The sequence below is a fragment of the Aequorivita capsosiphonis DSM 23843 genome, assembly GCF_000429125.1.
Taxonomy (GTDB): domain Bacteria; phylum Bacteroidota; class Bacteroidia; order Flavobacteriales; family Flavobacteriaceae; genus Aequorivita; species Aequorivita capsosiphonis.
The window spans coordinates 210,055-223,657 of sequence record NZ_AUBG01000010.1; the positions used below are offsets into that span (position 1 = coordinate 210,055).

At 37.6% G+C, this 13,603-nt stretch carries 12 protein-coding genes; 7 read left to right on the forward strand and 5 right to left on the reverse strand.

Annotated features, from left to right (window positions below):
* Nucleotides 1-13 precede the first annotated feature (13 nt).
* The 4 genes from G440_RS0108720 to G440_RS19715 all read left to right on the forward strand — a co-directional run bounded on the left by G440_RS0108720 (nt 14) and on the right by G440_RS19715 (nt 2,038).
* Nucleotides 14-478 (forward strand): DUF4168 domain-containing protein, encoded by a 465-nt coding sequence (locus G440_RS0108720; protein ID WP_026450956.1) that lies wholly within the window; start codon nt 14-16, stop codon nt 476-478.
* Between the two features lie 229 nt (nt 479-707).
* On the forward strand, nt 708-1,292 hold the full coding sequence (locus G440_RS0108725) for a 5-formyltetrahydrofolate cyclo-ligase (protein ID WP_026450957.1): 585 nt from the start codon (nt 708-710) through the stop codon (nt 1,290-1,292).
* A gap of 34 nt (nt 1,293-1,326) precedes the next feature.
* Nucleotides 1,327-1,641, forward strand: coding sequence for a CD225/dispanin family protein (locus G440_RS20650; RefSeq protein ID WP_051285241.1), 315 nt, complete (start codon nt 1,327-1,329; stop codon nt 1,639-1,641).
* An 85-nt stretch (nt 1,642-1,726) separates the two neighbouring features.
* The gene (locus G440_RS19715; protein WP_169718952.1) at nt 1,727-2,038 is read left to right on the forward strand and encodes a DUF2752 domain-containing protein; all 312 of its coding nucleotides are present in this window, start codon (nt 1,727-1,729) and stop codon (nt 2,036-2,038) included.
* Nucleotides 2,039-2,063: 25 nt separating this feature from the next.
* On the opposite strand, the gene G440_RS0108740 is transcribed toward G440_RS19715, so the two are convergent.
* From G440_RS0108740 to G440_RS0108760, 5 genes are all read right to left on the reverse strand, one after another.
* Nucleotides 2,064-2,696, reverse strand: a complete 633-nt coding sequence (locus G440_RS0108740) for a lipoprotein signal peptidase (protein WP_026450959.1) — start codon at nt 2,694-2,696, stop codon at nt 2,064-2,066.
* Between the two features lie 219 nt (nt 2,697-2,915).
* Nucleotides 2,916-3,545, reverse strand: coding sequence for a DUF4097 family beta strand repeat-containing protein (locus tag G440_RS0108745; protein WP_026450960.1), 630 nt, complete (start codon nt 3,543-3,545; stop codon nt 2,916-2,918).
* A 133-nt stretch (nt 3,546-3,678) separates the two neighbouring features.
* Nucleotides 3,679-4,062 (reverse strand): TraR/DksA family transcriptional regulator, encoded by a 384-nt coding sequence (locus G440_RS0108750; protein WP_026450961.1) that lies wholly within the window; start codon nt 4,060-4,062, stop codon nt 3,679-3,681.
* On the reverse strand, nt 4,059-7,469 hold the full coding sequence (gene ileS, locus G440_RS0108755; protein WP_026450962.1) for an isoleucine--tRNA ligase: 3,411 nt from the start codon (nt 7,467-7,469) through the stop codon (nt 4,059-4,061). Before ileS ends, G440_RS0108750 begins: the two co-directional genes overlap by 4 nt.
* A gap of 171 nt (nt 7,470-7,640) precedes the next feature.
* Nucleotides 7,641-8,177, reverse strand: coding sequence for a hypothetical protein (locus G440_RS0108760; protein WP_026450963.1), 537 nt, complete (start codon nt 8,175-8,177; stop codon nt 7,641-7,643).
* Nucleotides 8,178-8,828: 651 nt separating this feature from the next.
* Here G440_RS0108760 and G440_RS0108765 point away from each other — a divergent pair.
* The 3 genes from G440_RS0108765 to G440_RS0108775 all read left to right on the forward strand — a co-directional run bounded on the left by G440_RS0108765 (nt 8,829) and on the right by G440_RS0108775 (nt 13,573).
* A complete protein-coding gene (locus G440_RS0108765; RefSeq protein ID WP_026450964.1) occupies nt 8,829-10,901 on the forward strand; it encodes a protein-disulfide reductase DsbD family protein in 2,073 nt (690 codons plus the stop codon).
* Between the two features lie 206 nt (nt 10,902-11,107).
* Entirely contained in the window at nt 11,108-12,598 is a 1,491-nt protein-coding gene (locus G440_RS0108770) for an aminotransferase class V-fold PLP-dependent enzyme (protein WP_034259292.1), read from the forward strand.
* Between the two features lie 60 nt (nt 12,599-12,658).
* A complete protein-coding gene (locus G440_RS0108775; protein WP_034259258.1) occupies nt 12,659-13,573 on the forward strand; it encodes a DUF6268 family outer membrane beta-barrel protein in 915 nt (304 codons plus the stop codon).
* Nucleotides 13,574-13,603: the final 30 nt, after the last annotated feature.

Sequence of the window (13,603 nt, forward strand, 5' to 3'; positions counted from 1 at the left end):
TTAAAAAACAATTATGTTTAAATCAGTAAAAGTTAAAAGCTTATTTTTATTTGTTGCCATGATGGGAACTTTTGGTCTTTTTGCACAAGTTGCACAGGAAACCGAAGTTAGCGATGCCGAATTGACGCAATTTGCGAATGCATACAAAGAAATGCAAGTTCAGAATCAAGAAGCACAACAAGAAATGGTGAAAATTATTGAAGCCGAAGGAATGGACGTACAACGTTTTAGTACAATTCAACAAGCTTCTATGGATCCAAACCAAGAAGTTGAGGCTACGGACGCTGAAATGAAAATGCACGACAATGCGATTGCGAAAATGCAACAAATGCAACCTGAATTGGAGAAAAAAGCTTCAGAAAAGATTGTTGCAACAGGTTTAACTATGGAGCGTTTTGAAGCCATAGCTGCTGTTATACAAAAAGATCAAGGTTTGCAACAACGCTTACAGGCGATTTTAATGAAAAATCAGGGATAAAAAATTATTCCTTAAGAATTATGAGAGAGGTGATTTTCACCTCTCTTTTTTTATGGAATTCACTTTTATAGCAACAGTCTTCTAAGTTTAAAACTAACTTTATAATACTTGATTCTAATGGATGACAATTAAGAACTTCAAAGAATAAATCAATTCATCTATATTTGTGTGAATTTCCTTTTAAGAATTTTCTCAACTTGAAAACTTTTGAAGCCATTCAAATAAACCAATGACTGATAAACTTACATTAAGAAAAAAATATAAAAAACTTCGCGAAACAATTTCGGAAGATTCCATGGAAGAAATGAGTCTTGAAATTGCAAATCAAGCCTTAAAACTGTCCATTTGGGATAAAACGTATTATCATATCTTCCTTCCTATTTCAGAAAAAAAAGAAGTAAACACAGAATATCTTATGCATATTCTACAAGGGAAGGACAAAAGCATCGTGGTTTCAAAAGCGGATTTTTCAACCGGTGAAATGACACATTTTTTACTACAGGAAAACACAGTTTTAAAAAATTCGAAATACGGGATTCCAGAACCAGTATCCGGGATTGAAATTTCCGCCGAAATAATTGAAGTAGTCTTTGTGCCGCTGTTGGCTTATGGCAAAAACGGGCATCGCATAGGCTACGGAAAAGGGTTTTATGATCGATTTTTAGAGAAATGTAATCCCAACACAAAGTTTGTTGGGCTTTCTTTTTTTCAACCCGAACCAGAAATTTCTTTTGAAGCAAATGATGTTCCTTTAGATTTTTGTGTCACCCCACAAAATATATTTGATTTTACAGATAAGAAGCTATCTTTATAAATTCATGTAATACTTAACCAACCAATTAAAAATTATGGAAACACCAAGCAACCCACCAATGGGAACTCCCGAGCCTAATCAACCTATGAGTCCTCCACCCGACAACAATTTAGTATGGGCAATACTTTGCACCGTATTATGCTGCATGCCTTTAGGAATTGTATCGATTATTAAATCTACCCAAGTAAAAGAACTATGGCTCAAGGGTGATACTGCTGGAGCGCAAAAAGCAGCTAATGACGCTAAGAAATGGGCCATTTGGGGCGCCGTTATTGGCCCGGTTATTTATATCCTTTTTTTGGTTGTGTATTTTTTGATTTTTGGTCTTTATGCTCTTGGAAGCTACTAAAACATTAAAGATAGCCCTCATCTTTACAGTGCTTGGGGGCTTTATTCTTATATATTATTTCTTCAATCCTTCCACGAACTTTTTTTTGCCCTGCCCTATTTATTACACCACAGGCTTCTACTGTCCTGGCTGTGGATCGCAAAGAGCCATTCATTTACTGTTGCACGGGAACATTATTGGTGCTTTTAGGTTTAATCCGTTAATGGTGCTAACATTGCCACTACTAATTTACGGCTTAGGAATTACGGTTGCCAATTGGATTTTTGGAACAAGTTATCGGTTTATGCTTTTTTACAGCAAGCTCTTTATTTTCGGCTATTTCGGAATTGCTATTCTTTATTGGGTGCTTCGGAATTTGCCCTTTTATCCGTTTAACCTTCTTTCACCCAGTGGATAAATTCTAAAATCAGTTTCGCTCAGAACTAATCTACTTGCGCCGCTAGTCTGGTTTTTGGATCTCGATTTGGAAAAGCAGTTTTGTTGAAAAGAAGCAACAATATTACACCACAACTTATAGAGGCATCTGCAATATTAAAAACCGGGTCGAAAAAAGTGAAAAACTTTCCTCCCCAAAATGGCACCCATTCGGGTAGAGTCCCTCCGTATAAAGGGAAATAAAGCATATCTACTACCTTCCCGTGGAAAAGAGTTCCATAGCCGCCTGCTTCAGGAAACAAGGTAGCCACTTGATGATGGCTATCGCTGAAAATTAAACCGTAAAAAACCGAATCTATAATATTCCCCAAGGCGCCAGCAAAAATAAGAGCTATACACAAAATCAAAATACGCGACATGTTTTTACGTACAGAGTCCCATAACCAATAACCAATACCACCGATTGCAACTATTCTAAAAAGCGTCAAAAAAAGTTTTCCGTATTCACCAGGAATTTTTGCACCCCAGGCCATTCCTTCGTTTTCCACAAAAAGAATTCGGAACCAGCCAAACACGGGGACTTCTTCACCTAAAACAAAATTTGTTTTAATATAAAATTTTGAAATCTGATCTATCAATAAGATCAAGATGATTATAATTGTAGCTTTTTTTAGGCTCATAAAAAGATTCATTTCTATTTCCGAAACAGTCTATACTTAGAATAACTCTAGTTCTTCGAGGTTTTGGAGGATGATGGCTCACTTTCGCTTAAGCGAGCGATGGCATCCCTTCGCTAGCCTCCTTCGCCATAGTAGCATGGCTACGAAGGCCGAAAGGCTTCGGAATGCGATGGCATCCCTTCGCCAAGGCTTCGGAATGCGAAGGCAAAAGTAACAATATTAATTGGTTTGTAACATGTAAATATCACCATTGATACTTTCGGCTTCAACAAGGAATTTTCCTTCCTTGAAAAGTGTATTTACCACAGTTCCATTCCGTGAAACGGCTTTTCCAGAAACTTCTTTTTGGGCCTTAAGCTCGATGTTTCCAGTTATTGTTTTTAAACGGGCCCTTCCTGAAAAATCTGTTAAAATACAACTTCCATTTTGTAAGGAAACCGAAAGATTTTGAATCTTTCCTTTTGTTTCCAAGGAGGCAAGTTTCGATTTTATTTCTACGGAAATAGTTTCGGGAATATACATTTCTACTTCAATTGCCATTACTTTATGCACGGCGAGTTTATCTTTTTCAAAAGTAAAGTAAGGCATTACCGCTGTTTTTAATGCAAGCTTCCCTTGGAAACGATTTTCTTCAATTATAATAGCTTCTGCATGCTCCCCAGAAACATGAACCTTCATCTTAATGGATTCTCTTTTTGATGAATTAATTTTTATACTGAAAATAGAATCATCAGCTATAGACAATCTATGGATCCCTTCGGCAGAAAATTCCTTTTCAATAATTTTTTGAGCCATTGCAGAATAACTTCCGAAGAAAAGAAAAGCAATTATAAAGGTTATTTTATGCATAGTTTAACCACAAAGCTACAGATTTTGCAAAGGCCAAGAATAAATTTTTTCAATGAAAAAGCCCCACGAGATTGCGGGGCTTTAAAAATTATCCATTCAACTTCCTTCCCTTTGGGAAGAGCTGGGGATGGGACTACTTTTGTAAGTTTTTCGCCTCAATACTCAAAGTAGCGTGAGGAACTAACTTTAAACGCTCTTTGTTTATCAACTTCCCAGTTACTCTACAAACGCCGTAGGTTTTGTTTTCAATACGCACCAAGGCATTTTTAAGGTCACGGATAAATTTTTCCTGACGAATGGCTAGCTGCGAGTTTGCCTCTTTGCTCATCACCTCACTACCTTCATCAAAAGCTTTGAATGTAGGTGAAGTATCGTCGGTTCCGTTATTGCTGTCGTTTTTATAGGAACTTTGAATCATCTCCAATTGTTCCGAAGCCTTCTTTATTTTTTCATTTAATAGTGTTCTAAACTCTTCCAGTTCGGCATCTGAATATTTTGTTCTTTCTGTGTCTGTCATGATTTGTGTTTTTTAATGCTGATTAGCGTTTCAATGTCATCGAATGCAATTTCCGTTCCTTGATCAATTTTTGTTTGAAATTGCAAAATCTCCGTCAATGTCTCTTCTTTAATATAATCCAGATTTTGGTTTACGGCCTCTTTCAGTCTTTCATTATCCTGAAGCCTAACCTCAACCCTATCCGTCACTTCAAAACCACTGTCCTTTCTAAGGTTTTGAATTCTGTTAACTAGCTCTCTTGATATGCCTTCATTTCGCAATTTAGGTGTTATAACCACATCAAGCGCTACGGTAACTCCGTCTGCATTTGCAACCAACCAACCCTCAATATCTTGGGAACTTATGATTACATCCGCAAGCGCCAAAATAGTATTTTTTTCGTTAATAGAAACTGATATTTCCCCGTCTTTCTCTAAAATACCAATTTGTTTCTGATCGAAGGCTGAAATGGCTGCAGCCACTGCTTTCATATCTTTTCCAAATCTTGGACCTAGGGCTTTAAAGTCTGGTTTTATTTGTTTTACCAACATTCCAGATCCTTCGTCAATCAGTTCTATTTCCTTTACGTTTACTTCGCTCTTTATTAAATCTGAAACCGCTAAAATCTCTTCTCCTTCCGAAGCTTCCAAAATGGGAATCATTATTTTTTGAAGCGGCTGACGCACTTTTATTTTCTCTCTTTGGCGTAACGACAATACCAATGACGATATTGTTTGCGCCTTTTGCATTTTGTGCTCTAACTTTTTATCGATAAAAGCACTATCTGCTTTTGGGAAATCGGTTAAATGCACCGATTTCATTCCTTCTTTTGTGGTTCCAGAGCTTAAATCTTTATAAAGCCTATCCATAAAGAATGGCGCCACAGGAGCACTTAGTTTTGCAACTGTTTCCAAACACGTGTAAAGGGTTTGATATGCCGAAATCTTATCGTCGTTATAACTACCCTTCCAGTATCTTCTTCGGCTTAAACGAACAAACCAGTTGCTGAGGTTTTCCTGAACAAATTCTGAAATAGCTCGTGTTGCTTTTGTAGGCTCATAATCTCCATAATAATCATCTACTTTTTGAATGAGCGTATGCAACTCTGAAAGTATCCAACGATCTATCTCTGGCCTTTTCTCTAGCGGAATATCGTCTTCAATATACTCAAAATTATCTAGATTGGCATACAGACTGAAAAAACTATAAGTGTTGTATAGCGTTCCAAAGAACTTATTACGCACTTCGGAAATTCCGTCTTGGTCAAATTTTAGATTATCCCAAGGGTTGGCATTGCTTATCATATACCAACGCGTGGCATCTGGGCCAAAAACGTCCAAAGTTTCAAATGGATCTACCGCATTACCGAGACGTTTGCTCATTTTTTGACCGTTTTTATCTAAAACTAGTCCGTTTGAAACTACGTTTTTATAAGCAACATCGTCAAAAATCATGGTTGCAATGGCGTGCAATGTATAAAACCACCCACGGGTTTGATCCACACCTTCCGCTATAAAATCTGCCTTACGCCAAGTTTTTTCAACTTTCTCCTTGTTTTCAAAAGGGTAATGCCATTGCGCATACGGCATGCTTCCGCTGTCAAACCAAACGTCTATCAAATCGGCTTCGCGCTGCATTGGCTTCCCACTTGGTGAAATAAGCGTTATTCCATCAACAATGTTTTTATGAAGATCGACATTAGCATAGTTTTCTTCGGAAAGATCCCCAACTTTAAATTCTTCAAAAATATCCTTCTCCATCAATCCAGCCGTAACTGCTTTTTGCATTTCGGCTTTAAGTTCTTCAATAGAACCAATTATAATTTCTTCCTTTCCATCTTCGGTTCTCCATATTGGCAACGGGATTCCCCAATAGCGTGAACGAGAAAGATTCCAATCGTTGGCATTTGCAAGCCAGTTTCCAAAACGGCCTTCCCCGGTTGATTTTGGTTTCCAGTTAATCCCTTTGTTCAATTCGAACATTCTATCCCGAAATTCGGTCACTTTTATAAACCAAGAATCTAGCGGATAGTATAAAATGGGTTTATCAGTACGCCAGCAATTAGGGTAACTGTGGACGTATTTTTCTACTTTGAAAGCTTTATTCTCCGTTTTTAGTTTTATCGCAAGCTCAACATCTACAGATCTCTCCGGCACATCGGCATCTTCATAATATTCATTTTTCACATATTTTCCAGCCAGTTCCTTCATTTCCGGACGAAACTTCCCTTGAAGATCCACAAGTGGAACAAGGTTTCCGTTGTCGTCTTTTACTAACATAGGCGGAATTGGCGGCACTGCTTCCTTCGCAACCTTGGCATCATCAGCACCAAATGTAGGTGCTGTATGTACAATACCAGTTCCATCTTCCGTAGTCACAAAATCTCCAGCAATTATTCTAAAAGCGTTTTCAGGATTGTCATGCGGTTTGGCGTAATCTAGTAACTGTTCATAGCGGATGCCTAATAAATCTGAACCTTTAAATTCCTTCGAAATGAAATATGGAATCAATTTATCGCCTTGCTTAAAAGCCTCCAAAGATTCCTCATTCGGCTTTTCTTCGAATCTATTAGCAAATTGGCTCGTAACCAAATTTTTCGCCAAGATCACATTTATAGGCTGAAAAGTGTATTGGTTAAAGGTTTTTACCAACACATAATCAATTTTAGCACCAACGGTTAGGGCCGTATTACTCGGAAGCGTCCAAGGAGTAGTGGTCCAAGCAATGAACCAAATATTGTTTGATTCTTCAGCTAAGAAATCTGGTAAAGTTTCAGCCATTGCCTTAAACTGGGCAACCACGGTTGTATCTGTAACATCTTGGTAGGTTCCAGGTTGGTTAAGCTCGTGCGAACTTAGTCCCGTTCCCGCTTTCGGGGAATACGGCTGAATAGTGTAGCCTTTATAAATTAAATTCTTGTTGTAAATTTCTTTTAACAGCCACCAAACGGTTTCCATATATTTGGGTTCGTAGGTAACATAAGGGTCACTCATATCTACCCAATACCCATAACTTTCGGTCACTTTATTCCACACATCGGTGTAGCGCATCACTGCTTTTTTACAAGCTGCGTTGTATTCTTCCACCGAAATCTTTTTGCCGATGTCTTCCTTTGTAATACCAAGTTCTTTTTCAACACCCAATTCAATTGGCAGACCGTGTGTATCCCACCCCGCTTTTCTATCCACTTTAAATCCTTTTTGGGTTTTATAGCGGCAGAAAATATCCTTTATGGCGCGGGCCATAACGTGGTGAATTCCCGGCAAACCATTGGCAGAAGGCGGTCCTTCAAAAAACACAAACGGCGTTTGGCCCTCGCGAATGGAAATACTCTGCTCAAAGATGTTTTCTTCCTTCCAGAAATCGAGTATATCTTCCGCCACTTTAGGGAGGTTTAGCCCTTTGTATTCTTTAAAATTCTTGCTCATAATGTGATTGTTACAATAAAGTCCTGCCCAATTTGGCAGGCAGGCTGCAAAAGTAAGGTTTTTTGGAGAATTAAATGATTTCTTTAGCCTTGGTGATTTCACACATTTATAAATGAAAAAACGCCACTTTTATAAAAAGTAGCGTCTTCAAATTTTAATTAAACAATAAGCCTATCTAGAAAAACGATATTCTCGTGTTGTTTTTGTGGAACTATTATCTAAAAGAGTTGTCTCTTCAGAATAAAGTGTCATTCCCGTTTCATTATAATCTCTGATTTCAAATGCACTTGACTCATCTTCATCATTAGTAATTGTTAATGTACTATTTGCAATGTTCAATGTATAAGTGCCTGACTGGTCTAAACTCACAATCACGGGATCTCCAACTGTGGAAGTTCCATTTGTATTAGTAACTGTAGTCACCGTATTATACAATCCATTAGCTGTAAAACTATTGTTGGAATTGAACGTATAGTTAACATTTTGAAAAACACTCCCTACTTTGGTAGAAGTTGAAGTTGAGGTAGTTCCATTACCGAAAGTAATCGTTTCAACTTCTTTAACTTCCAAAAATTTCATTTTGTAGGAATCTACAAAATTTGTAGTGGACAGCGTATAAGGTTCTGGTCCATTGTCATCATCATTTTTACTACAACTTACCGTTGCAATAGCAAGGGCAAAAAGAAAAACCAATTTTGTAATCTTCATAGTTTGATTATTTGTTAGGATATATTAGTTATTTGTTTGTAATTCAATTTTACAAGCCAAAAAGGAAAACTTTACATTGTCCATTTTATTGTATAATGTTCCTTAAGCATGGCGCAAATTTAACATACTTACTTGTTTTATAGTAGAATCTGTTAAATTTTATTTGTCTCAAAATGAGTTAGAAGCATCCACTTTAATGAATCTCCTTTCCTATAATCTTCAGAGACCAAAGATTTTAAAACCTATGGCACTTTATTGCATAAAGGCTTAGCTTAATTGATTGTATCAAAATTCATCAGAACAACGAATATATCTTGCTGGCGTATAGCAATGGTGAAATAATAGTTGTTGTTACATTTTCTTGAATTTAAATTAATAATGCTTTCACAGCGTTGAAGAAGCTTTTTTTGAAATGTAACCAATTAAATATTACGATTTGACACATTTTATTGTTAAACTTCTCATTCTTCCGCAATTGGTGATAGGAAAGAAATTGGAAAAAACAACTTTTGGTAAATAAAAACCCACAGCTATCAGTATATTTGTGGATTATCTTTTAAGGGTTTCACAGAAAAAGTGGCTCTTAAACATAGTATTTCATGAGTTACTGCTTTCAAGCCATTCTTTTGTGGGCAAAAAATTAAATCGACAATGAATAAAATTTTTCTCTACCTCCTCTTAGTATTTGTTTCAACTACTTCCATGCAGTCGCAGATTTTGGATCCCGTAAAATGGTCCACTAGCGTAAAAAAAATATCGGAAACTGAATACGATTTAATTTCCAAGGCTACTATCGATGAAAACTGGCATTTGTATTCTCAAGAAGTTCCAGAAGATGGCCCGCTGCCAACGGTATTTACTTTTGAAGAAAATAGCGCATACAAATCGGTAGGAGAAGTAAAGGAAAGCAAAGGCACCACGGAGCACGATCCGGTCTTTGATATGGTTATTACCTTCTTTTCAAATACCGCTACTTTTACGAAACGCATAGCCTTAACAGGTAATGAAGGCACGACGGTTACAGGCGAAGTAGAGTTTATGGTGTGTGATGATACGCGTTGTTTACCACCACATTATGTAGATTTAGAATTTAAAATTCCAGCTCCAGGGAAAGGCTCCGAAACTGGCATAGTTCCAGTAGGTTCTGATAATTCAGCCGCCGCCGAAACTGGCGCTGAAACTACTGACGAAGCAGTTACAAGTGACACCGAGAAAACAGATGTTGTAAAAGACAGCGATCAATCCTCAGACTCGTCGAAAGCAGCGGTTGAACAAACAAAAAAACAAGAGAATAAAGGACTTTGGACCATTTTTTTAGTAGCCTTCCTTTTTGGGTTTACGGCCCTGCTAACGCCTTGTATTTTCCCAATGATCCCGATGACGGTCAGCTTTTTCACAAAACAAAGTAAATCGCGAGCTGAAGGAATTAGAAATGCGATAATTTATGGTCTCGCAATAATTATAATCTACGTAGTTCTAGGAGCAGTTGTAACGTGGTTCTTTGGTGCTGACGCTCTTAATGCACTCTCCACCAATGTATGGTTCAACATTGCCTTCTTTTTATTATTGGTGATTTTTGCACTGTCTTTCTTGGGAGCATTTGAAATCATGTTACCTAACTCTTGGGCAAACAAAGTAGACAAGCAAGCCGACCGAGGCGGGTTGATTGGAATCTTCTTTATGGCATTGGCGCTGGCAATTGTTTCCTTCTCGTGTACCGGTCCAATAATTGGAACACTACTCGTTGAAGCCGCCTCCAAAGGTGGAATTGCACCGTTTGTAGGTATGTTTGGGTTTTCATTAGCCTTGGCTATGCCGTTCGCGCTATTCGCAGCATTCCCAGGATGGATGAATTCACTGCCAAAATCGGGCGGATGGTTGAATACCGTTAAAGTATTTTTAGGATTTTTAGAATTGGCTTTTGCTTTCAAATTTCTTTCGAATGCCGACTTGGTTCTTCAATTACACTGGTTGGAAAGAGAAGTTTTCTTAGCAATTTGGATCGTAGTTTTTGGAGCACTGGCTTTATATTTATTTGGAAAATTCCAACTTCCGCACGATTCTCCTATGAAACACCTGTCAGTTGGGCGCTTAAGCTTAGGCCTTATTGTAGGAGCATTTACCATCTATTTAATTCCAGGTTTATGGGGCGCACCTTTAAAATTGATTAGTGGTTTCCCACCTCCAATGCAATATAGTGAATCTCCTTATGGTGTAGGTTATACAAAGCTAGGCTCTGGTGGTGGCATATCTAGCACTGCAGAATTCCCGGAAGGTGCCCATCTTGGACCACACGATATTATAGCTTTCCACGACTACGACACCGGACTGGCCTATGCCAAAAAAGTTGGCAAACCAGTACTGGTAGACTTTACAGGCCATGCTTGCGTAAACTGTAGAAAGATGGAAGAGCGTGTTTGGAGCGATCCAAAGGTATTAAAGCTACTAAACCAAGATATTGTTCTTATTTCGCTTTATGTAGATGATAAAAGACCACTTCCCGATGATGAAGTCTATATTTCTGAATTATCTGGGAAAAAGTTGAAATACATCGGTCAGAAATGGAGTGAGTTCCAAATACTAAAATATAAAGCAAATGCACAACCCTTCTATGTCTTGATGGATCACAATGAAGAAAATCTGATTGATCCGGTGGGTTATACTCCAGACATAGAAGAATATTATAGCTGGCTTCAGAAAGGAACGGGTGCTTTTGAAAAATAAGAAGCCGTATGCATTTAGTTTTGAATAGTATTGATTATTTCTATTCAGAATCATTTGTTATCGAACCCAAAGGGTTCAAATATTTATAGAAAAAAGCATCTTATAATTATTCGACCCCTTCGGGGTCGTACAAATCAATAGCAAATGCGTTTCTATAAATATATCATCCTTTCAGGATGCTAATAAGAAATAAAAAATTAAAAATGATGATTTCTTCACAGGAAAAAGTAAAAGCTACAGCGCTGGAAAAATATTTTGAACCTTTCCGAAATAACATCGTGGGCATTGATCAAGAATTTGACTCCCCATTCGGAAGAAAAAAAATTATCTATACAGATTGGACGGCAAGCGGGCGCTTGTACGCTCCAATTGAGGAAAAAATACAAAATGATTTTGGGCCGTTTGTGGCAAATACCCACACAGAAACTTCTGTTACGGGAACGGCAATGACGAAAGCCTATCACGAGGCTCGAAAGATCATTAAAAAGCACGTAAATGCTAGTGAAAATGATGTTCTCTTAACTGCTGGAAGCGGAATGACAGGCGCCATAAACAAGTTTCAACGTATCTTAGGATTAAAAATTCCGGAGAATATAAGAGCCTATACCAGCATTCCAGATGAAATAAGACCTGTAGTGTTTGTAACTCATATGGAACACCACAGCAATCAAACATCTTGGTTGGAAACTATTGCTGATGTAGTGGTAATTCCGCCCAATGATGATGTTCTAGTTTGTCTAGAAACCTTTGCTGAAATTGTAGAAAAATACAAAGACCGACCAATTAAGATCGCGGCTGTTACTGGTTGTTCGAATGTTACCGGAATTCAAACCCCGTATCACGAAATTGCAAAACTGATGCATAAAAATGACGGTTTGTGTTTTGTTGACTTCGCATGTTCTGCACCTTATATTTCAATAGACATGCATCCTGAAGAGGAAGACGCGCATTTAGACGCCATTTTCTTTTCACCACATAAATTTTTGGGAGGTCCCGGAACCAGTGGCGTTCTTATTTTTAACAATAATCTTTATAAAAACACCATTCCAGATAATCCAGGAGGCGGTACTGTTGAATGGACCAATCCGTGGGGAAACCATAGATATATTGACGATATTGAAACTCGAGAAGATGGTGGAACACCGGGTTTCCTTCAAACAATTCGCACCGCGCTATCTATTAGATTGAAAGAAAAAATGGGGGTCGAAAACATCCTTAAACGCGAACACGAACTCTTAGCTATTGTTTTTGAAGAAATAAACAAGGTTCCGAATCTTAAAGTTCTCGCACCACAAACGCAAGATAGATTGGCGGTAATCAGTTTTTATATTGAGGATCTGCATTTCAATTTAGGAGTAAAACTTCTCAACGATCGCTTTGGAATCCAAACTCGTGGAGGTTGTTCTTGCGCCGGAACCTACGGGCATTATTTATTACACGTAGATCAAGAAACTTCAAACACTATTACCTGCGAAATTGATGGTGGCAATCTCACCCACAAACCGGGATGGATACGAATGTCTTTCAATCCAACGAGCACAAATGCCGAAGCACATTTCGTTTGTAATGCGCTAAAACAATTAGCAGAGAATTTTCAACTTTGGAGCAAGGACTATAAATACAATTCAAAAAGCAACGAGTTTTTTCATAAGAACGAACCTGCCGATAATAAAATGGAGAACTGGTTCACGTTCTAGTGATTATTTATTTTATCTTTAAAACGATAAAATTTAATCCATACCAATTCACCATTTAATTTGAAAAAACTATTATTTCTAACGCTTCTTTTACCATTTTTCACTTCGGCACAGGAATATGTGGATCTTTTCCGAATTGGCTACGGACAAACCCTAAACAATAATTTTGAAGGTGTTGATAGCAGTACTAATGTAGCATCATTTGAAGTTGGGTTTACGCTTCCGGTTGTTCTCAATGAAAATCACGCCTTAATAACTGGCGCCGATTTCAGCTTCAATAAAGTACAGCTTTTCCCCAAAGAAGATTATTCCAGCCTTTTCAGCACCAATCTTAAATTGGGAATGGCCAGCATTTGGTCTGAAAAATGGAGTTCGACCATTGTTTTACTTCCAAAAATAGCTTCAGATTATAAAAATATTACCAGCGCAGATTTCTATTTTGGTGGGTTCGCACTTCTGAAATTAAAGAAGAATGAAAATTTTAAATATCGTTTTGGGATTTATGCCAGTCAAGAAGCTTTTGGTCTTTTCACTACACCTATTATAGGTTGGTATTATTTAAGCCCAAATAAGCGTTTTGAAATGGATATGAGTTTACCTATTTCAGCAGATGTTAGCTATAAATTTGGCACGACAACACTAGGCGTGGATTACTTCGGAATTGGACGGAGTTATAATGTTCATTATGAAAACGCTCCTACCCTTTATGCAGATTTGAGTTCTTTGGAATTTGCTGGGTATTTACAGTTTAATACATTTGAAGAAAGTATTCTTTTACGTGCAAAAGTGGGCTATTCCAGCAACAATTATGAAATGTATCCCGAAGGAGAAAAAATAGATTTAGGAGTTTCCGCATTTAGCTTTGGTGATGATAGAACACAATTAAACCCTTCCATCAACGGTGGGATTTTCCTGAAATTTGAAGCGATCTATAGGTTTCACATAAAGGAAAAATCCAAATCCCAATCCCGATAGAGTTATCGGGATCAAATAACAAATAACTTA